The following is a 24249-nucleotide window of genomic DNA, read 5'->3' as shown; positions in this document are numbered from 1 at the left end:
GTTAAATCAAATAAACAATGTGCTCGGGATACATTTGACCACCTCACTATTTTGTAGCCTCCTCAATATAAGTTGCCAAAGAACTAATCTGCTCTTTCGACATCAAGTCATTGTATGCTGGCATGGCGCCAACGCCATTGGTAACAGCGTTTTTCACGCTTTCTGCATTAGGTTTTAATTCATTAAGGTTGGGGCCTATAAGGCCCTCAGAGCCGGCATCTTTCAAGGTATGGCAAGCTCCACAAGAAGGTTGAGACTCGAGGTAGACTTGCTTTCCGGCTTGACCCTCTGCAGATAAAGAAACCGATTCACGCTCTGGGGGGGTGCTTTCTTCTTTCACCATATGTTGATCGGTTGCTACAACTTTCTCCTTGGGTAACTCACCCAACAGGTTTACCGTAAGTGCTGCATCCAGCCAGCCGTTGTGTGCATAGCCGCGTTCGTTCTCTACACGTTCTTTAGGTTGGATATCCCCTTGGGTATCTGTGGCGCGCGAGACGATGGTGTGCGGACCCTTTGGTAAATTCACGGTATAAGAAAAAACTCGCCAAGCGTTGGGGCCGAGGTCCAAATCCTCTAACTCTGCATTCTGCCAGGTTTTGCCCATATCGAGCGAGACTTCTACTTTCTTCACGCCGCGTTCACCAGAAAGCGCAACACCGTAGAAAGTCACTTCTCCAGCTAGAGCTGGGGTATTGTCCGCACCCGGGCCATTTACCCAAGACTTTACAGGCATACGCCACATGCTTGGGTAGTCTGGGCCAGGGGGAGCGCCAATGGGTCTAAGGCGGTAACCCGTTTTTTGGATTTTGGCCTCGGATTCTTGCGGTGCGCAGGTGAGAGTCTTGACGTACTTAATATTGTTACAGCCGAAATAACCAGGAACGATGAGCCGTAAGGGGCCGCCATGCAGTAGCGGTATTGGTGCGCCATTCATTTCCCAAGCCAATATAGTATCGTCCAATGCCTTCTTGATAGGGATTGATCGCTCTACGACCAGATCATTGCGCTCCATCTCCTCAGGAATGATCTCGCCTCCAGTAGCGGTCAAAAAGTTCATACCCGCATCCACACCGCCAAAATGATCGAACAGAGTTTTCAGCCGAACGCCTGTCCAGATAGCGCAGCCGGCTGCGCCAACTCCCCATTTAGAGCCTGCCGGTTCATGCTTGAAAAAAGCGCGGCCGTTGCCTGTACACTGAATAACTGCACCGACGGCATCTAAACCCAGCCCTTTCAGCTCTGCTACAGAGATAGCAGTGGGCTGCTTTACGCCTTTGACTTCAAGCATCCAGGTATCCGGTCGTTCAACAATCTGGGGGGAGGGCAATGGCAAATTGTTGCGCACAAAAAACCGGGCCTCAGGGGTGATAGCGCTCATGCCCATCAAAGACCGACGGGTTTCTATTGTCAGTGGGTTAATCCCATGAATAATGAAATTTTTGGGGTTAACTCCACTTGGCAATTTGGACGTTGATGAGGGAGTAAGGGCAACACTTGCAGGGGGGGCGGCTAGTAAGGCGCCTGTAGCTGCTGTCATGGCTCTTAGAAATCCACGGCGGCTTTCATCAAGGCTTGATTCACTCATGGCTTTATTGATCCGCGTATTGATACTTGAGTTCACATAGTCTTATAGCTTTAAAATGCCAAGGTGACAGCTTGCTAAGTATCTTTTTCGCGGCTATGTGGCGGCGGGGTTTGAGCAATAACCTTGTCTAGATCCTTGAAAACGTCACTTACCGCCAGTGGCTGTAAGGCATTGTCACTGAGAATTTCATCCCGATAACTTTCTCGCCTCTTAATGGCCTCAGCCAGATACCGTAGCGCTTCATCAAACTGCTCCATAGCCGTATAAGCACAAGCTAGCTGGTAGAAGGCATGGCTATTATCTGGATCAATACCTAGGGCTTGCTGACAAAGATTTGCAGCCCATTGGGGTTCGTTCAACTCCAGCACTGCATCAGCTTTGTATGTCAACGCTTCAACATCTTCATGACGAAGACGCAGAATCTCATCATAGATCGCGATTTTGTTGGCGATTGAGGATTCCTGCTGAGCACGCAGCCAGAGAGATTGTACTTCTTGAGTCAGCTCAATTTCCTCGCGATTCTCTTCAATGTGCTGGGTCTTTTGTTGTAATTGACTCTCTATGACCTCCAGACGTTTTTCATATTCTTGAACCAGTTTGATATCTCCTCATCCGCTAGGGAGTGCACACGCTCTTTAATATCTTGTAGCGATCGCCAACCCACTAAGACCAATATGGAAGTGGCGGCGGCTATGAGATAGAAGAAGTAGGTGACCGTATCGGTTGCGTAAGCAACCGCTCGGTCCACGGAATTATGCTCTCGGTCGACAATCTGCTGAATCAACTCTTGTTTAGCTTTGGCTTGGTCGATACGCAACTGTTTGATTTTATCCAGCACATACCGCTCTATAAATGGTGTATATAGCGGCTTCTGTAAAGATTCCACCTCTTTCTGCGCACTGTCTTCTTTATTCGCTTCCGTTTCCTGGGAAACGGAAGCCGGGGAAAGTAAAAGAAAAGTCAAAAAACAGGTATTTAGGAGGCGAGGCATATTGCGGTCCCATGATCATAAACCTCAACCAGTGCCTCATGAAGTGTTCTAATGGCAGTGTCATAATCTGGTTCACTAACAACAAACTGCATGTCCACATGCCGCATAGAGTGGTGCATGGCGAGTACTGTAATATCGTTAGAAGCCAGTGATTGAACCGCTTTTGCCAGCACGCCGGGGATTTGCATATCGCTCCCGATGGCGGAAACAATAGCCACTTTCCTTTGGTTTAATTCTGCTTCTGGGAAGCGTTCTTCCAGAGATGCCTGTATACGCTTGATGGTTTTCAGGTTCGTAGCCAAAAAGTGGGTTAGGGTATTGGCGTTGGTATTTTTAGACACAATATGCGCCTTGTACCTTTTAATTACCGTAAGCACTTCCCGATCATAATCGTGGATCGTGCCTGCCATATCCTGATCAAAAAGTTCCAGCGCATAGACACCTTTACAGCCAGCAATAATCTCCACACAGGGCGAATCACTCACATAGTCACGGGTGATTAATGTTCCGGCGTGCTCTGGCTCAAAGGTATTCTTTACCCGGAGGGGGATATTCTTCTGGCGTAAACCCTTTGCCGCCTTGGGATGAATTGCCTCCATACCCAGATTGGCCAGTTGATCGGCCACATCGTAATTTGTACGACCGATAGGCACAGCGTTATCTGGCCCAACTAGGCGAGGGTCCGCACTGCTCAAGTGGAACTCTTTGTGGATCACCGCCTCTTTGGCTCCTGTGAGTACGGCAAGGCGGCTAAAGGTCATTTCACTGTAACCCCGGTCAAAGGAAATAAGCAGACCCTTATCGCTGTGGGCGTAACCGGTAACAATCGGTAACTGTTGATTCAAGTCGATGTTGGCGAAGGCATCACGAATGCGCTCATCCAGCGGTATGTGCTTACTGGTACGCCAGCCCGTTAGATCTACAAAGCACGCATTGACTCCATCCCGCTGCAGCAGTTTTGATGTATTCCAAGCGCTGTGTGCCTCGCCAAGGCTGGCAAGCATCTCTCTTACTGTTCCCAGGTGGGCATCTAGAGAGAAGTGGCCATGCTGGCAGAGACTTTGTAAGTCTCGAAGGCACTTCTTAGCCCCTTCCAGGCGCTCATCCAAGAAGAGATTGGCCTCCTTGAGCAAGTCAGTGTCACCAAATAGACGATCGTTGATCTGTCGCAGCTGTGTGCGAAGCTCACCAAACTTCACCAGCCAGCTATCATCCTCAATACTGCTTGAGAAGAGGCCATAAATACCCGGCTGGCCACTCTTTTTATGCTCTAGAAGTAGATCGGTAATACCACCATAAGCTGAAACTACAAAAACACGATTGTAGAGCCTTTTGGAGTCACCTTTAATAATGTTGTCCCGGACAGATTCATAGTCCGACATTGAGGTGCCACCAATCTTTTCTATCGTATGCATTGTCTCTTACTGGTCCTTTCTTTCTCTTGATAACGGCGTATCCAATGGATGAATGCCACTGGATTGATTTTCATATCAGATAACAGAAATCGATTTCCTCGTGCAGATATGTTCTGGCCTTGGTGGGAGGCTACAAAATGGGTCTTCTACCTTATTGCTCAATGCATTAAAGACAAAAAACAAGTTGGATCTCGGGTATGGGCTAATATTGCTGCTGGAGCCGTGCATCAGGTTGCAATCAAATACGACTAAACTGCCAGGTTTACCTGTAACAGATTTTATGCCCCCTTCAGATGTCAGCCTGCGCAGGTGATCATCTGACGGGATTCCGAGCTCTTGTTTTTTCAAAGAGCTTAAGTAATGCCCCTCAGGGGTTTCACCATCACAGCCGATGTAGTGATGATGGGACTTCGGAATGAGCATTAATGGGCCGTTGTAATTCCGGCTCTCGGTTAAGATTACGGATACACTGAGTGCACGCATTCGCGGCATTCCATCCTCGACATGCCAAGTTTCAAAGTCAGAATGCCAATAGAAATCCTTGCCACGAAATCCAGGTTTATAGTTCGCCCGAGATTGATGGATATAAACCTCATCATCCAAAATATATCTCGCGATATTTGATATCCGGTTATCTCTTGAAAGCTTCCTGAACAGGCTGCTGCGTTCATGAATTCGAAATATCGAGCGTACCTCTTCACTTTCTAACTCCGTAATGAGTTCATCAGAACTGCGGATGTCATTGTCTTCCTTGAGGGTATTCAGCTCTTTTTGAAAGACCTGAACCTCCCTCTCAGAAAATACATTTTCAAGAACGATATATCCCTGCTGCCTGTAGGCATCCACCTGCTCAAGATCCAGCGGGGGAGGGGGATTTGGCCCACCGTAAACTACTGGATCTCTACGCCGTGTTACTCGACCTGCGACTCCTCGTTTTCTGGAGGGGTACATATCATTTCTGAGCGAATGGATGCGTTCTAGCAGGTACTTCATTTCAGCTGCTGCCCTGTAATTGACTACCTATTCAATGGGATCGGCTTTTAGTTCATAAGCACCTTCAGAATTGTGTACCTCCTTTCCATTTAAAGGAGGGTTAAACACGCAGGCCATGGTCATTTCTTCAAATGCCCTCAAAGTATGCCGGTCATGTTTGTCGAGGACATAGATGGTTCCAGGCTCGATAGGGTGCTTTTTCCCATCATCCATCGTCTCCACCTCTCCTCTGCCGGAAACGCAGTAAACTGCTTCCAGGTGGTTTTGATAGTGCATTTGGAAGTCAGCACCGGTGTATATTGTGGTGATGTGGAAGGAAAAACCAACGCCATCATCCTTTAAAAGTAGGCGTGTACTCTCCCAATTGCCATCCGGCGAGACGATTCTTCGGTTTGATTTTTTGGCTTCTTGTAGATTTCTAACAATCATGAATATTCCGTTATGTTGTATGTGTAACTATATAGCCTGGTTATCAGCAGGCTTAGCTTTCCAGCTGGATCATTGAGTTTTGGATACAATTGGGTCTAGCAGGCCTCGAAATAGACTCTTTCTTCAGGGATATCCTGCTCTCCAGCACAAACTTCTCGAATTGCTGATTCAATAATGTCGATACCTTTCTTAAGGTTCTGGTCAGTGATGACCAGAGGGCAGAGTAGCTTAACGATTTGATCATCTGCGCCACTAGTTTCAATGATTAACCCCTGCTTAAAGGCGAGTTTGGTAATCTTTTCTGCAAGCTCGCCACTCACACAATCAATACCTTGGAACATGCCACGGCCTTTAGTGGTGAAGTTACCCTCACCATATTGACTGACAATACTTCCCAACCGCTCGGAGATGTACTTCCCTTTACGTTTGATTTCCCGCGAAAAGTTATCATTTGACCAATAGTGATCAATTGCCGCTTTGGCCGTAACAAAAGCCAGGTTGTTACCACGAAATGTGCCGTTGTGCTCACCAGGTTTCCATTGGTCTAATTCGGGCTTCATTAAAACCAGGGCAAAGGGCAGCCCGTAGCCACTGAGTGACTTGGAAAGGGTAATAATGTCAGGCTCGATACCTGCTTCTTCGAAACTGAAAAAATTTCCAGTGCGGCCACAGCCAGCCTGAATATCATCGACGATAAAGAGCAGCCCGTGCTTTTTACAAACAGCTTGTAGGTTTCTCAACCACTCGATACTGGCCGCATTGATACCTCCTTCACCCTGAACGGTTTCGACGATAATCGCCGCGGGAGAATTGATCCCGCTACTGGAGTCTGCAAGCACCTTGTCGAGATACTCTGTAGTATCGATATTTTTGCCAAGATAGTTGTCATAGGGCATGCGATGAGTGCCATTCAAGCTAACCCCTGCAGCATCCCTATGATGAGAGTTACCCGTAGCTGCCAGGGAGCCCAAACTCACACCGTGAAAACCATTGGTAAAAGTCACAATGTTTTGCTGCCCGGTGACATTGCGGGCAATTTTCATTGCAGCTTCAACCGCATTTGTCCCGGTTGGACCAGTAAACTGAACCACGTATTCCATATTGCGTGGCTTGAGAATTTTATCGTTAAGCGCTTGCAGGAACTCGCCCTTGGCTTTGGTGTGCATATCCAAACCATGGGTAATGCCATCACTCTGAATGTAATCCTGCAGAACTTGCTTAAACAGCGGGTTGTTGTGTCCATAATTGAGAGTGCCAGCGCCTGCCAGAAAATCCAGATATTGATTTCCCTCCTCATCCCACATGAGTTCGCCTTTTGCACGATTGAACACTCGCGGAAAGGAGCGGGCATAACTTTGTACTTCAGATTCAATCTCATCAAAGATTTTCATACTTCTCTCTTTTTTTAAATTGTTGTTTGAGCAATAGGCCCGATACGCACACAGGTTTCGGAGTCATGCAGACCATCAAAGTGGGTCTGGGAGTCCATCCAAGGGGAGGATTGGAGGCCTGCGGAGAGCTTCTCTGCAGCGCTCTGGAAGAGGGCCCAGGAGGGAAGGTTGTGTTCAGTGATCGTTGTCTCGATAAATCTCACCGACTTGCATTGGGGGCGTTCGATGATATTTCTGAGCATGATAGAGGCTAGCCCCAGCCCTCTTGCCTTTTCCGCCACGGCAACCTGCCAAATAAACAGAGTGTCTGTACGACCTGGAATCAAGTATCCGGAGATAAACCCCAACTTCTCATCACCTTCTTCTGCGATCACTGAAGTATCGGCAAAGTGACTGCACTGGAGGAGGTTGCAATAGCTTGAGTTGGCATCCAAGGGTGGGCAGCTGTCGATTAATTTGTGAACAGCCATGCCATCCTCCAGGGATGGTGGCCTCAAAAAAATATTTTCTGGACTAGACAAAATAACTTCCTATACGACAACCCATAGTTTCACCTCTAAGCATTTCGATGAGCGATAAATATGCAGATAGATCATTATTTATGCTTATTTTGGTTATTTTTCGCAAAAAACCACAACCAAATACTTAGAACGCTAAACATCGTACACAAACTAAATATAAAATCTAGTGGGTGAAGAGAATCTGATCACAATATCCGCCCTAAAAATGGGCAAATTTATTGGGTAAAAGCCCTGGAAATGGACAGAATCGCCTATGAACGGGGGATTTTCGTAATTCAGGGTTCCAAACGAATGGGTATGTTCTTGGCAATTGTTTAGTGCTGTAGATATTTTCCTGGGAGAACCATAAGCGTTTAGCAATTAGGATATAGGGTTATATAATCCGCCCAATCGCCCTGATTCTGAGATTGAGAGGTAGCTTTGAACAGTATTGAACAAGTGCTAGTGGCCCTTCGGCGTGTAATAAGAGCCACAGATTTACACTCCAAGCACCTGGCCAAAACAACCGGCCTGACCGCTCCCCAGGTGTTATTGTTACAGGCCATTAGAAATAAGGGCGAAGTCACCATCGGTGAACTGGCCAACGAAGTGAGCCTCAGTCAAGCTACAGTGACCAACATCTTGGATCGCCTTGAGAAAAGGGGGCTTGTCTATCGCCAGCGCTCTCAATCAGATAAGCGTAAAGTGCATGCTTACCTCACAGATCAAGCTGCAGAAACACTGAGAGATGCACCTATCCCGCTCCAAGATCAATTCGCCCGCCAATTTGGTGATCTGAAGGATTGGGAGCAGAGTATGATCATTGCCTCGCTCCAGCGTGTAGCCCAGATGATGGATGCCCAGCATATTGATGCCTCCCCTGTTCTGGATATCGGTGTTTTAGACAGGCAGGGAGCAGCTATGGATAAGTCAAGTTCTTCCTTGGGGTATGGCGAAGTAGCTGATTCAGCGGAAAAACCTGGGAGAGAAACACCCTAGTACCCCCGCCCCCTTTGTGGGTATCAGCAACCGGTTCTACCCCAGGTTGCTGAGCCCCATGTCAAAGTTGTCTAAGCTTGCAGCAATTGCTCTTTGTAGTTGAGTGGAGGCACTTGCATGTACTGCTGCCTCGAGCACCTCTTCATAGATTGTAAGTGGTGAATATGGACATTCTGGTTATTGGTGCTGGCCCCACCGGGTTAACTGCTGCAAACGCTTTAGCCTACAAGGGGGTGAATTGTCGTATTGTTGAGCGTAAAAATGCGCCCTCGGAACTCTCCCGAGCGGTTGGCATTATGCCTGCGACGATAGATGCTTTGGGCGAGCTGGGTGCTGCAGATCCACTCCTTGCAGAAGCCATGCCCCTCAAGAAAATGCATATTTTACGAGATGAGAGGACCCTCGTTTATCTGGATAACAGTGGCAATGAATTCAGGAAGAGGGTGCCGCTCGGTTTGCCGCAAAACCGCACCGAGGGAATCCTGCGTGATGTGCTATCCGGCAAAGGTGTTGAGGTTGAGTATGGGCTCTCAGTTACCGGCATAAGTACCACGCAAGACAGCGCATTGGTTAGTTTTTCCAATAATACCAGCGGCTCATTCGACTGGGTGATTGCTGCCGATGGCATCCAATCAGCAACCCGCGAACAGTTGAAAATCCCCTATCCGGGAATAGACTTACCCAGCAAATGGTCCATCGCAGATGTGGATTTGGCGGGTGACTTCGATCCAGAAGAGATCACTTTGGATCTCTATGGGCCTGATAACCAGTTTTCCCTGATATTGCCAATCGAAAAGCATCGCGCGCGTATCGCATCATCCACAGAAGATGCTCTGTCAGCAATAAAACTGCCCTTGGATATCACCAACGTTCGACGAACAGCAGCCTTCAAAATCTCAATACGGCAGGCCGAATCTTACCGTAAGGGCCGGATTTTACTGGCAGGGGATGCTGCACATTGTCATTCTCCTGTTGGTGGGAAGGGTATGAATCTTGGTATGGCGGATGCGATTGCTGCAGCAGCGGCAATCACTAACGGGAGCGTTGATGAATACTCGCGGTTACGTCATGCAGCAGGTAAAGCTGTGGTGAAGAAAACTGAGTTGGCAAGGCATTTAATTTCTTCCGCAAATCCCATGGCAAAATCCCTTTTATGGTTATCGTTTAAAGCAATCTCCTCAATCCCTGCCGTCCATCGGGCCTTTATGAAGCAATGGACTGCGATTTAATCAATCGCGAACTCTAATTGTGAACAACCTATCGCTGATTTCACTCCCCCTGAGCGAATGAGAAGTCAAGATAGAGTATTAACATTCTCTTGAATATTGGGACACAATGATTACCAGGAATGAAGATGCCCGCCACACCTATAGATATTGAAAGCTGGAATAGAGGGGACCACTTTAAATTCTTTATGAGTAGTGCTGGGTCGACCCGTTTAAGTTTAACCCAGCCTCTAGATGTTACGGAGTTAGCCTTTTTTTGTAAGAAAAATACAATATCTTTTTATTACAGCCTTATTTTTCTTGTTACTCAAACCGCAAATGAGATAGCCGGATTTAGGCATAGGGTAGTTGATGGCCAACCCTTCGAGTTCGATATATTGCATCCGCTGTTCACCGATTTGAATAAAAATGATGATCTCTTTAAGCTTGTCATGGCTGAAATGGAAACGCACCTCATTGACTTCGTCAAAAAAGCAAAGCAACTCTCAAAAGATCAATCAGAATACCTCCCGGTAAATACATTTATGGATCGCTACGATATTTTGAATATCACCTGCTACCCCTGGGGTGACTTTTCAAGCATGCAAGTGAAACCGGTCCAACAAGAAAACTGTGATCCAGGGATACCTTTTATTGCCTGGGGTAAATACCAACAACAAGCCAACCGTCTTATGACCTCATTACATACTGAGGTAAATCATTGCTTTCTTGACGCCATTCATCTGTATCAATTCAAAACGCATCTGGAAGATAAAATCAAACTCTTAAAGTAAGGACGACGAATCTTCTAGTTAATACAAGCAAGTCAATATTACTGATTGGCTCGCATTAATGACCAGAGGCTATTTCCCAAGCAGGAAAAATAAGCCGTAAAAGCCTGATTAATTCTTAGACGCTGCTGACCCTGCGGATATAAGCCTAGTTTTGCCTCCTGGCTGGCTTTAGAGCCTGCAACCAAAAAATTATTATTGATACTGGAATCCTGAATAAAGGCCTCAAAAGCCCTGGCACAAAGTTCTACTGGCTGGCTGTAATAAATAGAGCCGTTTACTTTATCGACGTTAACAGAAGCTTTCACCAGTTCACTTGGGTTATTGCCACCTTCATCCAGCATCACCGTTTTAAAGCATGCAAAAAGCAGGTCATTCAGAGGGTGGGGTACCGGGGTTGCATCGCGTAGCCAGGCCTCAGAGGCATACATGCTACTCGAAGTGTCGCTAAATGCTTTTTGCGCAAGATAGTGATCCAGTGCATGAAACCACTCATGGGCAATAGCTCCTGGACCAGCATTTTTAGCCAGGGAAAACGACTTGGCTGAAGGGTCATAAAATGCGGAGACTCCAGGGCGGCCACCAATACCGTATTGAAAAGAGAGGTTCCCGCGCAGGGAAATCAATGTTTCGGGCCCCTGCAGTATGACCATTAAGTCGGAAAGCGCATCATAAAACAACCCTGCTGCGCGATCGCGCTCCTCAGCAGTCACCCAGCGGCCAATGGCTATAGATCTAAAGCCAAAACGCCTGCGAACATCGACAAAGGATACCTGCTCACTACCGCGCACATCCGGTCCACGGCGATAAAATTTTCGGGTTGCTACCATAGCTAGCTTAGGTGAGAACGGATGACTGGAATTTGCCCGGGATACTATTACAAGCTCGACCTGCTCTACAAGAGGATTACCTGATCGGGCTCCCGAATAAACGGCTACACTTTGGCCAGGCACCAAAAGCTCCTTTTGCTAAGCCTTTGGTGACTCTAAATGCCCTGAAGTTGCTTATTGTGGAAAATCGAATCAAGAGCCCTTAGAGCTTTTACACCTACTTCTGCCTGTAGCAGTTTTATCTTGCCTGTCAAAATCAGTAATTCACCGGGAGTCTAACTATGGTCAAGTCCAAGCGCCCTCTGATCTCTATCAATCCATTAAACGGTGAAACCTTAAAGACTTTTCATGAGATGACTCCAGATGAGCTCGATAAAGCTATTGGCCGAGCGGATAACGCTTTCGTGGAGTGGAGTAAACGAAGCTTTAGTGAGCGAGCAACAATACTCAGGCGCGCTGGTCAGCTATTCGAGGAGCGTGCCGATGAGCTAGCCAAATTAATGGCACAGGAGATGGGCAAAAAGGTTAACGATGGGCTGGGCGAATTAGCGCTCTGCGCAGAGATTTTTGCTTATTATGCCGAGGAAGGTGAGAAGATTTTGGCTCCGCAACACCTTTCTACCCGGGAGGGGGAGGGCACGCTGGTATTTCAACCCCTCGGTGTTGTCTATGGTATCCAACCGTGGAACTTTCCTTTCTACCAGCCTTCCCGCAGCCAACTTAATCGCCGGCAATGTAGTTCTAACGAAACACGCCTCAAATGTTCCCCAGTGTGCTGAGGCATTTGAGCAACTGTTATTCGATGCCGGTGTGCCCAAGGGGGTCTACACCAACTTGCCAATTACTTCCGCAGGTGCCGCACCAATTATCGATGATGACCGGGTAAAAGGGATATCTTTTACAGGCAGTAACGCAGCGGGCGCGAAGGTTGCTGAGCAGGCTGGGCGCAACGTGAAGAAAACCGTGATGGAACTCGGTGGTGTGGACCCATTTATCGTACTCGAAGATGCAGATATGGATTTGACTGTTGAGCGATTTGTGGAAGGTAAGCTTGGAAATTGCGGCCAAATCTGCTTAGCGGCAAAGAGAATCATCCTGACGGAGCCTATTGCCGATGAATTCCTTGGGCGAGTCACCAAACTATTTGAACAATTGAAACCGGGTGACCCCCTTGAAGACACCACAGATTACGGGCCCTTGTGCACCGAAAAAGCCGCGGAGCAACTGGAAGAGCAGGTCAGTGAGTCAGTTAAAGCCGGGGCTCACTTGCTGGTAGGCGGGAAGCGCAACGGAGCGTTTGTTGAGCCAGGCATTCTAACCGATATACCGGCAGGCTCACCTGCGGCCGAGGAGGAACTCTTTGGACCCATCGCTTGCGTCTGGGTGGTAAAAGATGAGAAGGCAGCTATTGAGATGGCCAACGATAGCCGCTTTGGCCTGGGAGGATCGGTTTATACCAAGGATCACGAGAGGGGGCAGCGTGTAGCTGAAAAACTCGAATGTGGAACTGCCTTCGTCAATCATGTGGCCTCAAGCTATGCGAGCATGCCAATGGGTGGTGTAAAAAAATCCGGTTACGGCCGTGAACTGGGCGAGCTGGGCATCAAAGAGTTTGTGAACCAGAAGTTGATACGACATTTTAACTGAGCAGTTAGCCACTCCTATTGCCCCTGTGAAATCACAGGGGTTTTAAACGGGTTTTCAGTGACAACTTTATAGATATTACTCACTTGGTAAGCCTTTTTACACAGAGGGCTGAGTATTAAAATAAAAACACTTTGCCGGAATACCCTCATCGTCATTACATATACCCCCCGGCAGCATTCCCGCTTTTAGTAAAACACGTTCTGAAGCAATATTTTCAGGCGCAATAGTCGCAATGAATTTGCCAATGCCAAAAGCTATTGTAGCGTAGTCAATCAGCCCAACCACTGCTTCGGTCGCCATGCCTTGCCCCCAGTAATCTCGGGAAAATGCATATTTAATCTCGGGATCAACTTGGTCATTAGGGTGGACAATACCGCAGAAACCAATAACCTCTAAAGTATTTTTTAATTCTACAGCGAACATACCATAGCCACGACTCATATAGTTATTATGGGTGACTTTCAGCCATGCCTTAGATTCCTCATAACTTAATGTATTTCCATCCCCAACCCATCGCATTGCCTCACTATCGCCATATACCTTTTGAATCATAGAGAGGTCTGAATCTCTCCATTTCCTAAATATTAAACGATTAGTGGTAAACAAACTTTCTCGCACTGCACTATTATCCCTTTCGCGCTAATGTTCAAATAACTAATAGACAGTGCATATCATAATCTATCCGATGAGTAACTCGAAGGGCGGGAATGATATTCACCATATTATTATGGTTGAATTCACTTTACTTTTAACGCTTGCCGCAGGAATTGATAACTGTTTATAGCTGCTTTGCTTATACTGACTATATTTAGTTTGCTAAATCTGCTTTACCGATAGTTTTCAAAATAGCGGCGGGAATACCACCAAGTAACGAGCTTGACTTGACGGTAATAGAAAACAGCTATCCTATAAGACTTATGTTAAAAGAATATAGCAGGCTTTACGGACAAATAAAAACTAATATTAAGTGCGACGTGGAATGGGAGTAAATTGTTAGTGGCGGCGTCAATGCGATACAACCACCTAACCGTTTATTTAGCTCAAAATAACGTTTGATAGATATTCGCTTAAATTCAAACGATATATTTATTCTACAGTACACTCGTTTAAGTTTTGCCAATTCCAAAAACAGCTTAATTGCTGTGAAAGTTGTTCACCACTCTTACTTGTTTGGATTTGCCAATGTTTGGGATAAAGGTTTTGATAAAACATATCCGCAAAACGGTAGTCAGCTAAAATAATAACGCCCCGATCTGACTCAGTGCGAATCACTCTTCCCGCTGTCTGCAATACCCGAGTCATACCGGGATAGCGGTAGGCAATATCAAACCCATTGACCGCTGAGGGGGACTGTGGGTGCTCCGCCGACTGTCGCAGCAGCTCTTGCTCTTCATTTACTTGGGGAAGACCGGTACCAACGATAATAGTGCCAATCAATTTCTCCCCAACAAAATCAACGCCCTCAGCAAAAACGCCGCCCATAATGGCAAAACCCAGGCTCTGTGCACCCTCACTAAACGAGGTCAGGAAGGCTTCTCTTTCGCGATCACTGGCGCCTGGCGTCTGTTGTAGCGGCTGTATTTCCGGATAATCCTGCTGGAAACGTTCTACGACCATTTGCAGAAAGTGGTAAGAGGGGAAAAACACCAGGTAATTGCCAGGACGGCTGAAGTAAACTCGGGCAATCAAGTCCACTAGTGCTGGGAGTGCACTTTTCCGAGCCTGATAGCGGGTATCCACAAAAGGGCAAAGAAAAACCCCCTGGTGGGAAGGCTCAAAAGGTGATGGCAGCATCAAGTAAGGCGTTTCTGGCTCAATCCCAAGCTGTTCAGTGACAAACTGTGTGGGGCGTAGGGTGGCTGAGAAGAAAATAGCTCCATGAAACTGGGCGCAAGATTCCTGTAGGAAACCCGCGGCATTCATACACATCAGCTTTAGTTGGTGTTCCCGCCAGGGGGCGTCCTGATCGATCACACGGGTCAGGGCCTGGTGTTGACCAGAAAGAATTTGTTCTATGCAGGCGTATCGATAAAGACTTTTCAACCATTCCCCGATCTCTTCAGGGGGGAATTTTTCCTGTTCAGATAATTCACTCAGTGCATCTAGTACCTTCTGGATAGCGCGAGACACAGTTGTAGGGCGATCCTCTTCGGAATTCAGCGGGCTACACCAGGCTTGTACATTTTGGCTTGAGCTTATTTCCTTATAGAGGTTTTGCTCTTGAAACCGTTTGCTCCATTGAGCAAGTGCGCGTACCAGGGATTGGATACGCCGGTACAACTGTGGGTGGTTACTTTTACAGGCCAGGGCCGCGCGGCGACTATCCCTGCGGCTCAAGCTAGCGCTGTACATTTCCCGTGCGCGCTCGCTTAAGTTGTGCGCTTCATCTACCAATAGTGCGCGCCTGTAACGCGGATCTTGTAGTGTGGAAATACGCACCAAAGGATCAAAGACGTAATTAAAGTCACAGACCACCAAATCCGCCCAGGGCAGCATTTGCAAGGACAACTCAAAAGGGCAGAGATGCCACTGATCTGCAACCTTCGCGAGCGCTTCCGGTGTGATCCAGGGTTGCCCCAGCAGTTGTTTGCGCGCTTGCGGCAGGCGGTCGTAAAAGCCCTGTGTGCGAGGACAGGTGCCTTCATCATCGCGGCTACACAATCCCAGTTTGCAAGCGCAGGTCGTATCACGCGCACGCAGCTCCAATAGTGAAAGCTTTAGCCCAATTCCATGTAGCTTAGCGATAGTCTCTCGCACTACCTGCCTGCCAGAGTTTTTTGCCGTGAGGTATAGCAGTTGGTCCAGCTTTTCCTCACCAAGGGCTTTGATAGCGGGGAACAGCGTACTAATGGTTTTGCCAATACCAGTGGGCGCCTCCACAACCAGTTGTCCTGCATCCCTAAGGCAGCGATAAGCGGATACCGCCAGCTGGCGCTGACCGGGTCTGTAATCAGGGAAGGGGAATGAGAGGCTTTTTGCTGTTTGAATCACTTGTTGCCGATGCGCTTGCCAGGACCTATGCCAATGGATATACAGACTGAGGGCATCTCCAGCAAAACTTTCCAAAGCCTCCCAGTTGAACAGGCTTTGCTCCGGGTAGGACTTTTTCTCTTTGAGGTTGTACCAGACCATCTGCAGGGAGACCTCTTCAACCGAACTCCCTTTTTGGCGCTGCTGTAGCAAATAGCAGAAACCGTAAATTTTAAGCTGAGCCCAATGTAGTAGGCGGGTGGTCTCGGGAAGCTCATCTGGATGGCAATAGGTGGTTTTGATTTCATCCAGTTGTGCCGGCTGGTGCAAGTCAGCTTGCGGATGAAGGATATCGACCCGTCCCTCCAAGAGGATATCCTGGCCTGAGCACTCCAGCTGAACCTGTAAACGGTATTCCGCTTCTGCGCCTTTGGGGCGACGTTTTTGCAGTTTTTGGTGAGCGCGAATGCCCTCCTGGGCGGTTGGGCCTGGCCCGCCGGTATGGATCAAATCCCCTCTGCGGCAAGAGAAAGCCACTAATTCACCCACAGATAACTTTAGGGAAGAGGCGCTTTCGGAGATATCATGCTCCTCAGTAGGCTCCGCCAGTAACGCTGCAACTGTGGGCTTACCCCTCAAGGCTGTAACCATTCCACATGTATCACCCGGTGGGGAATATTGTGAGCGGCAAAGAACGTCAGCCAGCGCTGCTGGTTTTGCTGGAGACGATCACCGGGGCCCTTGACTTCTAATAACTCATAACTTCCTTTTTTGGGAAACAGAATCAGATCTGGCAGGCCATTGCGGTGATGATTGATATCCCTGAGTAAACGTTGAAACAGTGCGTGCCAATGTTCTGCAGGAATACGATCCAGGGCCAGCTCCAGCAGTTCCTGGGGTAGTGCTTCCCAGGCTACCAGTGGATTGGCAATACCCTGTTTTCCACGGTAGGTTTGCATAACCCGCAGCTTTAGCGAGCTTTGACAAAGCTCTGACAGTCGCGATTCAAGTAAGCTCTGGCGTGATGAGTAAAAATTTGGGCTACGGAAATCACTTGGGGCTATTTGGAAAGGGTTATAAAAGGCACCTGGCACTGAAGCAAAGAGAATGTCCCAGATATAGAGGCCCAGTACCCCATTGAATAGACTGTTCTCTACATAGTGGCAGACACCTTCTTCCTGCCTTGCCACTTCCGCAGCTGCCAGAATTTCTACTCTTTCTGGGGCCTGGGGTAGGGTAAATATTTCTTGCGGTGGCTGATAAGGCTGGGGGTTCTTCCAAGCTTGAGCACAGCCTATGCGCTTGGCCGTGCGATACCCAAAACTCTCGGCAAAACATCGTTCGGCCTCATTGAGGGGAGATTCGAGAATTTCACGGCATAGGGAAAGCGCCTGATCGAAATTACCACGCTTTGCGACAATTCTCGTCCGGCGTTCACGAGCAGGCGGCTGCACACAATCCTGATAGAGTCTCTCTGCAGCTTCAAACTGATCCAGCCTTTCCAGTTGTCGCGCCAGCTTCAGGCGTAGACGATCCACTCGCCTGGCCAGAGTCAAATCTCCAGGAATGCCAGCGGGTAATTGACCAGTCAGTTTATGGATTCCACCGGCATCACCAGAGAGTACCTCCTCAGCTTGTTCAAGGCAGCTGTAATAGAGTAAGTACTGCTCAATCTGCTCTCGACTCTGGAAGGGCAGCTGGTGACTATCTAATGGGTAGGGCTCATATCGGTATAACCCCAGGTCCTTCAGTACGTATTCCGTAAGGCTCTGGTTCAGATTGCCAAAAAAACAAAGCTGAAAGGTTTGAAAGCACTCGGCCCTTTGAAGTGCAAGCAATGCCTCATCGGCCATTAACCGTTCTCGCCATTCAAAGGAGGCCGCCAATAAAGCTTCCTCTAACTCTCCCCGTTTTAGGGACTTGCGTAGGCCAGCAGGTCCCGCTGAGAACAGTTCCGCCTTGGTAAACAGCGCTATAAGTTCGCGATCTGCCAGGGGGGGATTCCTTTTCAAAAAACCAGCAGAGCAAAGAGAGTCAATGGCCTTGCCAAGATCGTCAATTTCTCTGTAAGACAGTTTTCCCTCTCTGAACAGTGCCCCCAAAGATGATGGAATACCCTTACGGGATAGCAGCCGAACATAAAGGCGCTGACTGTCAGCATCGAGCTCGCAGAGCTCACGATAAAAGTTAATCTCAGCAGGGGAAAGTAGCTGCTTGTAGCGGGACACTACAAAATCAACCAAGGCCCGGAAGTTGGTCAAATAGTAGTCAGGTGCTAGCTCGATAGTGGCGGCCATGATACGGGCAATAATGTGTCAACAATAAATCGTGGTGGGTAATATTGATATAAGAGCTGTATGGTTATACAGCATATCATTTCTGGAAACAAAACCATAGGCTGACTTTACGGACATATAAGAAACACAGCAGCAGTAAGCTTTGAATGATTCTGAGTAGCTTCCTCGTTGGTTAAAGTATCAATACTTCAAGAGACTATCAGTCAAGCTATAACAGAAGGAGTGTTTTTGAGAAGGAGTGAGAGCCAATAAGGAATAAACTTAAATAGGTGAGTTGAGACACTCAACGATTTTACCCATTGGTATGGAAATAGCCTTGTAAATATGTTTGTTAATAGGAGGGGAAAATTGCCCCTCCTATTCAGCTAAAAAGCTATGTAAAACTCAAGAAGCTTGAATTGAGGTTTTACTTTGATGCGCACTCGATCTGGGAACCTGTACTCTATATTCTGGGAACATATTTACGGTAACAGTAAAATCACACTTAGTAGGACCAGCAACATGCTTCAGGCCCCACCAGTATTTTATTTTAACGGTTTCGCCTGGGGCGATGGGGTGACCGTAGCTTACAAAACCATCTTCTATGGGAGTACCTACTGAATTACACAGGTATGCATCCCAGGTCATACCATTGTCATCGAGATCCAAGAATACTTTGGCGTCGAGGATAGGAAATTTTCCAGTATTTTTGAGTTCTATAAGCCCCTGAATATAACTTCCTTCTGTAGAGTCCTCGATACCAGTCCATGCAGCCCAGTGAAAACTGGTGGCCTCAAGACTATCAGAAATAAATGGCTTATCTGTATCCCAACCTTCAACATGACCAATATTTGACATGATTAATCCTTTTCTTCAGAGATATCATTAAAAAATTAATGACTGCAAGTGGGTACCGCCTATTTTTAAAAACGAAAGCATGAGAATAGGGTAAGCAAAACAATAGCAAATCAAAAAACACGAGATGTATGTTCTGGGCTTTACCCTAAGATTCCTGCTCACTGTGCACCCCTTGGTGCACAGGCGGAGTATTGGGGCCATAAAAGTTGAGATCAACCCTTAAATATTAGATGGGCAATAGTTGCGAGAATAACAACGCCAAAATTTTTACTGGGGGCAGTATGGCATGCCATATAAAGCTTTCTTTGATCAATGGCCTGGCATTGCGCCGGTAACAATTGGCCGTCTTAAAGGCTGCAAAACTAAAGTAAATTCCACCAAGGCATCCAGGGCTATGATTTTGCAGGCAGGCAGGCAGGCAGGCAAATAGAAGAAATCTTGTAACTCCTATTTAATATACCGAAAAACTTTACGATACCTAAAAATAATAAACCAAAGAAATAGGGCTAATGGTGTAATCATTAATACAGCCATTTGGTTTTTTAATACCGCCATATTCATTGTGATGATCACAGTCCCCAATTCATAGATATCGGTGGCAATGATCACAGGAAGGAAAAACGCCCAAAATCTCGCGCTGCCAATTTTTTTGGCAAAAGCCAACCCAAAGAAACCCACAAAATAAGTGGTATAGATGATCAGGCTTGCTATCAACCACCAGATCGACTGATTGTATTCATTGTAAGCAAAGGCTTCATACTGAGAGATCACTTCTATCGGAACCAGAAGAAAAAATAATACCTTCCAGAGAACACTTGGCTTGTAGATTAAAGATTCATTACCAAGAGCACTCTCTGGGGCCCGGTAGAGTTCCTGCATGAAACATCCCTATTGTTATTACTTTGCAGTTCAATAAAGCTTATGTTACTAACACAAGATCCTTGAAGCTTCCCGAAGAAGGAGCCTATTAGTGGGCGCCTCAATCAACGAGAGGGCGCAGAGGATATTCTGATCCCAGGCAAAGTCAACTAATTCAATCCCCATTTTTATAACAATGCGAAATCAACCTGAAAACTCTTGTTTTTAGTCAAATTCATATTGTTTGAATACAGAAAAACCGAGGAAAAATCGGCGCAATACCTATTAGGTGGTAAATTTCTGTGACGATAAACGCAAAGTCAGGTTTTAACCTTTGGTGACATAAGTTACAGGTTTAATACATTTCCACTTCACGGAATCATTCTTTTTTTTCGCCCGTTTATTAAATACTAAAGGCCACCTTGACCATTACCCCGTTGGCTCAGGCCGACTCCAAATCCAGATTAGCCCACAACCGATGCCGCCAACAGCGAAAAAAAGTAAATACAGATTGGAAATGTGATGAACGGCAAGAGCCATAGAAAGTGCCATGGTCAGCGTAGCCAGTAGTTTGGTTCTCCTACTGATGTAACCACTACGCCAGGTTCTTAATAGGTGACCAAATAAGTGATGTTCCTCAATCCACTGATGCAGCCGCTCAGAGCTTTTAGAGGCCGCCCAGGCACCAACAACAATAAATACGGCAGAGGGTAACCCAGGCAGGATGGCACCAATAATTCCGACAAGCATAAAGAAACAAGCCACGACCCCCCATAGCCAACGCATCCACCCTTTGGCTAACGGAGGGGTTTCCATGTCAGGTACTTCTTCATTATGTTGACTCAACCTAAATCTCCAGTTTTAAAATCTGTTAAACAGATAAAACAATGGCTATTAGCAGCTATCTGCTCACTATATCAAAGAGGCACTAATGAGTGACACCTGCAACTTGCATTCTTACTGCAGAGATTGGCTCTCAATATACAGTTGTGGGGCCGGCAAGATTGTTACAAAGGCAACCATTGTTGTTTTCTAATGTGCTACAGGGGCACGTCTTCATACTTTTATTGATAATCCGTAATGTCCAGAATGATAAAAAGTACCGCCTAAAAACTGTCGTCATCAATGCTCTTAAACAGAAGAAAATAACAATACGACTTTCTTCCCTTATGCCTGTAACCCAGTGTTGAAAAACACTTCTGCTTTAACACTACACTGATTAACAAAGCCGCTCTCGGCTACCAAGCTGCATGTTTTATTATTGAGCATTAAGCACTATGGATTATCGGCTACAAGCGCCCGATCTGGAGTGCCTTATACAAGCAATCCGCGATAGAGGATTCCTGCTGTATGGGCCCAGATTGACCGATGGAGCCATCACATTCGGTGAAGTTCACTCACTCTCAAATCTGCCTCAAGGCTGGACCGATGAGCAGCAGGCTGGGCAGTACCGAGTTAAGCGCCGGGAAGATGAAGCTTACTTTGGCTATGCCGTAGGGCCTCATTCCTGGAAGAAATACCTGCAATTACCCCGCCGGCCCATATGGAAGGTCTCCAAGCAACATCAAACCATAGAAATCGTTGAGACTCAGGAGTCAGCCCCAAAGCAGGCATTCCTGGGAGTTCGAAGCTGTGAGCTGCACGCCATTACTATCCAGGATCGTATCCTGTGCCAGGGGGAATATCCCAATGAGAGTTACCACCAAAGGCGGACGCAGTTGTTTACCGTTGCGGTGAATTGCACCTCGGCAGCGGATACCTGCTTTTGTACTTCGATGAATACCGGTCCAGAAGTCACTTTGCCCAGCGATCTCACCTTGACAGAGGTGATTGAAGCCGGGGAGCACTTTTTTCTGATCACCAGTGGCTCGGATGCCGGTAAGGAGCTTCTGGAGCAACTCCCCTTGCTTCCAGCAAGTGAGGGGGAAAGTAAACTGGCTAAAGGTAAGGTGAAGCGCCTTGAGGAGGAAATGCGGCGTGGACCACGCCACTTCGATAGCTCAGATTTGAAAGAGCTACTCTATAGAAACCTCGATAGCCCGAACTGGGATAAAGTCGCTGATCGCTGTCTATCTTGTGCCAACTGCACCATGGCCTGTCCAACCTGTTTTTGCTCCACCGTTGAGGACACCACCGATCTCAGTGGCGAACATGCTGAGCGCTGGGAGCGTTGGGATTCCTGCTTTACTGCAGATCTCAGTCATATTACCGGCGGCTCCGTACGCGCCGATACCCGGTCACGCTACCGGCAATGGATGACTCACAAACTGGCCAGCTGGCACGACCAATTTGACAGCTCTGGTTGCGTGGGCTGTGGTCGCTGCATCACCTGGTGCCCTGTGGGTATCGACCTCACCGAAGAGGTCCGAAATATCCGAGCCCTGGATCAAAAACAGACGCCCAGCCAGGAGTCACCATGAAGACCATTGCCGATCTTCTTCACGAGCATCCTTTCTTTCAAGGTTTGGCAGAGAGTGATCTGCAGTTTCTGGCTTCCTGCGGTGAGAACTGTATTTATCACAAGGGCGACTACCTGGCGCGGGAAAATAGTCAGGCAAACCACTTTTTCCTGATTCGCAGTGGCCGGGTAGCAGTAGAGACTTTTGTACCAAATCGCGGCCCTCTGTGCCTGCTCACACTCCATGGCGGTGATATTTTCGGGTGGTCCTGGCTGTTTCCTCCCTATATCTCTGCTTTTGATGCCCGCGCCATGGAAGATGTTCGCAGCCTGCGCCTGGGCGGGGAATGCTTGCGCAATAAATGCGAACAGGAACCTAAACTGGGTTTTGAGCTGATGAAGCGCTTTGCGCGAATTGCTACTGAACGGCTGCAGTCCGCACGTATTCAGTTGCTGGATATTTACGGCCCAGATCACCAGGGCCACCCAACATGATCCCCTCCGTTTACCGGGTGTGCCAGCGGCGCGTGGAATATCCGGGGACTTTCACATTACAGCTGGAAGCTAAGAACGGTAGGCGGCATAAGCCACCGATGAATTTTGCTCCCGGTCAGTTCAATATGTTGTACGCCTTTGGTACCGGAGAATCCGCCATTTCCTTTAGTGGACTGGGGAGCGGGGACGGCAAGCTCATCCATACCATTCGCGCCCAGGGGAATGTCACCCGGGCCCTAGAGCGCCTACAGGAGGGAGACACTTTAGGTGTAAGGGGGCCTTTCGGCATCGGTTGGCCTCTAGATACTGCCGCTGGCAAAGATCTTTTGATTATTGCCGGCGGTCTCGGACTGGCGCCGTTGCGCCCAGTAATCTATGCGGCGCGGCGGGAGCGACTTACCGCACGCGAGGTGCGTCTCTTTTATGGTGCCAGGCGCCCAAGTGAATTGCTATATAGAGAGGAGCTCGCTCAGTGGAGCACCCAGCTTGAGCTTGAGACTTCGGTAGATCACGGTGATGGCTCCTGGCCTGGGCATATTGGTGTGATTACCGATCCTCTGCAGGCCACACAAATAGATGGCGCCAACTCGGTGGCGTTTCTGTGCGGCCCTGAAATTATGATGCGCTTTTGTATCCAGGTTCTGATACGCAAAGGTGTGCCAGAGTCCTCTATCTATCTTTCGATGGAGCGCAATATGAAATGCGCCATCGGTCTCTGCGGACACTGCCAGTGGGGTCCAAACTTTATTTGTAAGGATGGTCCTGTTTTTTGCTATGAGGATATTCGCCCATGGCTGCAGATTCGCAGCTTATAAGCCGGCAGCCCCACAAACCCAAACTGGCGGTCTGGAAATTCACCTCCTGTGATGGCTGCCAACTCAGCTTGTTGGACTGTGAGGATGAGCTGTTGCTGTTGGGGCAGGAAGTGGAGATCGCCTATTTTATGGAGGCCTCCAGCAAGGTAGAAGAGGGGCCCTACGATATCTCCCTGGTGGAGGGCTCCATTACGACACCCGCCGACCTGTTGAGAATTCAGGAGGTGCGGCGTCAGTCAAAGTTCCTGGTAAGTATTGGCGCCTGTGCCACTGCCGGCGGTATCCAGGCACTGCGCAATTTTGCCGATGTCGTCGAGTTTACTTCTGTGGTTTACGCCGAGCCCTCTTATATCCATACCCTAAAAGAGTCCACCCCCATTGCCGCCCATGTGCCGGTGGACTTCGAGCTGCAGGGCTGCCCGATCAACAAACTGCAACTGTTAGAGGTCATCAGTGCTTTCCTGAACTCTCGTACACCTCAGGTTTCCAGCCATTCAGTGTGTATCGAATGCAAACTTAAGAACAATGTCTGTGTGTGGGTGGCCCATGGCACCCCCTGCATGGGGCCGGTAACCCATGCTGGTTGTGGCGCGCTTTGCCCTAGTTACAACCGCGGTTGCTATGCCTGCTATGGCCCGAAGGAGAACCCTAATGGTGAATCCCTGTGTCACTGGTGGGAACAAAATTTAGGAGCAGACAGATCAACTGTCATTGAAAATCTACGTAATTTCAATGGTTTATCACCTCATTTTAAAGAAATTAGTCAAGATAGAGAGCATCGCCAAAAGGGAAAATCCTAA

At 47.8% G+C, this 24249-nt stretch carries 22 protein-coding genes and 1 pseudogene; 8 read left to right on the top strand and 15 right to left on the bottom strand.

Going from position 1 to position 24249, the window contains the following annotated elements:
* Nucleotides 1–46 precede the first annotated feature (46 nt).
* From ACJJI0_RS04890 to ectA, 8 genes are all read right to left on the bottom strand, one after another.
* Complete coding sequence (locus tag ACJJI0_RS04890) at nt 47–1588, bottom strand: molybdopterin-dependent oxidoreductase (protein ID WP_444884925.1); 1542 nt, start codon at nt 1586–1588, stop codon at nt 47–49.
* A 74-nt stretch (nt 1589–1662) separates the two neighbouring features.
* Nucleotides 1663–2007 (bottom strand): tetratricopeptide repeat protein, encoded by a 345-nt coding sequence (locus ACJJI0_RS04885; protein ID WP_286037019.1) that lies wholly within the window; start codon nt 2005–2007, stop codon nt 1663–1665.
* A gap of 140 nt (nt 2008–2147) precedes the next feature.
* Nucleotides 2148–2579: a hypothetical protein gene (locus tag ACJJI0_RS04880; protein ID WP_444884924.1), complete on the bottom strand. Its 432-nt coding sequence runs from the start codon at nt 2577–2579 to the stop codon at nt 2148–2150.
* Nucleotides 2564–3994, bottom strand: a complete 1431-nt coding sequence (locus tag ACJJI0_RS04875; RefSeq protein ID WP_444884923.1) for an aspartate kinase — start codon at nt 3992–3994, stop codon at nt 2564–2566. The genes ACJJI0_RS04880 and ACJJI0_RS04875 overlap by 16 nt, the downstream gene beginning before the upstream one ends.
* Nucleotides 3995–4069: 75 nt before the next feature.
* Nucleotides 4070–4987 carry an ectoine hydroxylase gene (thpD, locus tag ACJJI0_RS04870; RefSeq protein WP_444884922.1) on the bottom strand — a complete coding sequence of 306 codons (918 nt, stop codon included), beginning with the start codon at nt 4985–4987 and terminating at the stop codon, nt 4070–4072.
* A 27-nt stretch (nt 4988–5014) separates the two neighbouring features.
* On the bottom strand, nt 5015–5416 hold the full coding sequence (locus tag ACJJI0_RS04865; RefSeq protein ID WP_444884921.1) for an ectoine synthase: 402 nt from the start codon (nt 5414–5416) through the stop codon (nt 5015–5017).
* Nucleotides 5417–5511: 95 nt separating this feature from the next.
* Nucleotides 5512–6807: a diaminobutyrate--2-oxoglutarate transaminase gene (gene ectB / locus ACJJI0_RS04860; protein WP_444884920.1), complete on the bottom strand. Its 1296-nt coding sequence runs from the start codon at nt 6805–6807 to the stop codon at nt 5512–5514.
* 14 nt (nt 6808–6821) lie between these two features.
* A complete protein-coding gene (ectA, locus tag ACJJI0_RS04855; protein ID WP_444885912.1) occupies nt 6822–7304 on the bottom strand; it encodes a diaminobutyrate acetyltransferase in 483 nt (160 codons plus the stop codon).
* Nucleotides 7305–7748: 444 nt separating this feature from the next.
* Here ectA and ACJJI0_RS04850 point away from each other — a divergent pair, with 444 nt between their 5' ends.
* The 3 genes from ACJJI0_RS04850 to ACJJI0_RS04840 all read left to right on the top strand — a co-directional run bounded on the left by ACJJI0_RS04850 (nt 7749) and on the right by ACJJI0_RS04840 (nt 10305).
* Nucleotides 7749–8306: a MarR family winged helix-turn-helix transcriptional regulator gene (locus ACJJI0_RS04850; protein ID WP_252085909.1), complete on the top strand. Its 558-nt coding sequence runs from the start codon at nt 7749–7751 to the stop codon at nt 8304–8306.
* A gap of 164 nt (nt 8307–8470) precedes the next feature.
* A complete protein-coding gene (locus ACJJI0_RS04845) occupies nt 8471–9535 on the top strand; it encodes an FAD-dependent oxidoreductase (protein ID WP_444884919.1) in 1065 nt (354 codons plus the stop codon).
* A gap of 125 nt (nt 9536–9660) precedes the next feature.
* Nucleotides 9661–10305, top strand: a complete 645-nt coding sequence (locus ACJJI0_RS04840) for a CatA-like O-acetyltransferase (protein ID WP_444884918.1) — start codon at nt 9661–9663, stop codon at nt 10303–10305.
* 38 nt (nt 10306–10343) lie between these two features.
* Here the strand turns inward: ACJJI0_RS04840 and ACJJI0_RS04835 are convergent, their stop codons facing one another.
* Nucleotides 10344–11255: a CLCA_X family protein gene (locus ACJJI0_RS04835; RefSeq protein WP_444884917.1), complete on the bottom strand. Its 912-nt coding sequence runs from the start codon at nt 11253–11255 to the stop codon at nt 10344–10346.
* A gap of 158 nt (nt 11256–11413) precedes the next feature.
* Here ACJJI0_RS04835 and ACJJI0_RS04830 point away from each other — a divergent pair.
* Nucleotides 11414–12779: pseudogene (locus tag ACJJI0_RS04830) on the top strand (NAD-dependent succinate-semialdehyde dehydrogenase).
* A gap of 96 nt (nt 12780–12875) precedes the next feature.
* Here the strand turns inward: ACJJI0_RS04830 and ACJJI0_RS04825 are convergent.
* The 6 genes from ACJJI0_RS04825 to ACJJI0_RS04800 all read right to left on the bottom strand — a co-directional run bounded on the left by ACJJI0_RS04825 (nt 12876) and on the right by ACJJI0_RS04800 (nt 20587).
* A complete protein-coding gene (locus ACJJI0_RS04825; RefSeq protein WP_444884916.1) occupies nt 12876–13397 on the bottom strand; it encodes a GNAT family N-acetyltransferase in 522 nt (173 codons plus the stop codon).
* Between the two features lie 468 nt (nt 13398–13865).
* Nucleotides 13866–16400 carry an ATP-dependent DNA helicase gene (locus ACJJI0_RS04820; RefSeq protein ID WP_444884915.1) on the bottom strand — a complete coding sequence of 845 codons (2535 nt, stop codon included), beginning with the start codon at nt 16398–16400 and terminating at the stop codon, nt 13866–13868.
* On the bottom strand, nt 16385–18046 hold the full coding sequence (locus ACJJI0_RS04815; protein ID WP_444884914.1) for a VRR-NUC domain-containing protein: 1662 nt from the start codon (nt 18044–18046) through the stop codon (nt 16385–16387). The genes ACJJI0_RS04820 and ACJJI0_RS04815 overlap by 16 nt, the downstream gene beginning before the upstream one ends.
* 384 nt (nt 18047–18430) lie before the next feature.
* The gene (locus ACJJI0_RS04810) at nt 18431–18883 is read right to left on the bottom strand and encodes a hypothetical protein (RefSeq protein ID WP_252085917.1); all 453 of its coding nucleotides are present in this window, start codon (nt 18881–18883) and stop codon (nt 18431–18433) included.
* 447 nt (nt 18884–19330) lie between these two features.
* Complete coding sequence (locus ACJJI0_RS04805) at nt 19331–19762, bottom strand: hypothetical protein (RefSeq protein WP_444884913.1); 432 nt, start codon at nt 19760–19762, stop codon at nt 19331–19333.
* Between the two features lie 408 nt (nt 19763–20170).
* Nucleotides 20171–20587: a YbaN family protein gene (locus tag ACJJI0_RS04800; RefSeq protein ID WP_444884912.1), complete on the bottom strand. Its 417-nt coding sequence runs from the start codon at nt 20585–20587 to the stop codon at nt 20171–20173.
* 431 nt (nt 20588–21018) lie between these two features.
* On the opposite strand from ACJJI0_RS04800, the gene ACJJI0_RS04795 reads away from it, so the two are divergent.
* The 4 genes from ACJJI0_RS04795 to ACJJI0_RS04780 are packed head-to-tail and all read left to right on the top strand — an operon-like array spanning nt 21019 to nt 24249.
* Complete coding sequence (locus ACJJI0_RS04795; protein WP_444884911.1) at nt 21019–22161, top strand: 4Fe-4S dicluster domain-containing protein; 1143 nt, start codon at nt 21019–21021, stop codon at nt 22159–22161.
* Nucleotides 22158–22634: a cyclic nucleotide-binding domain-containing protein gene (locus tag ACJJI0_RS04790; RefSeq protein ID WP_444884910.1), complete on the top strand. Its 477-nt coding sequence runs from the start codon at nt 22158–22160 to the stop codon at nt 22632–22634. The genes ACJJI0_RS04795 and ACJJI0_RS04790 overlap by 4 nt, the downstream gene beginning before the upstream one ends.
* Nucleotides 22631–23449, top strand: a complete 819-nt coding sequence (locus ACJJI0_RS04785; RefSeq protein ID WP_444884909.1) for an FAD/NAD(P)-binding protein — start codon at nt 22631–22633, stop codon at nt 23447–23449. The genes ACJJI0_RS04790 and ACJJI0_RS04785 overlap by 4 nt, the downstream gene beginning before the upstream one ends.
* The gene (locus tag ACJJI0_RS04780; RefSeq protein WP_444884908.1) at nt 23425–24249 is read left to right on the top strand and encodes an NADH-quinone oxidoreductase subunit B family protein; all 825 of its coding nucleotides are present in this window, start codon (nt 23425–23427) and stop codon (nt 24247–24249) included. The genes ACJJI0_RS04785 and ACJJI0_RS04780 overlap by 25 nt, the downstream gene beginning before the upstream one ends.

The sequence above is a fragment of the Microbulbifer mixtoriginis (SeqCode) genome, from assembly GCF_052466695.1.
This window is presented reverse-complemented; position numbering and strand designations above follow the sequence as displayed.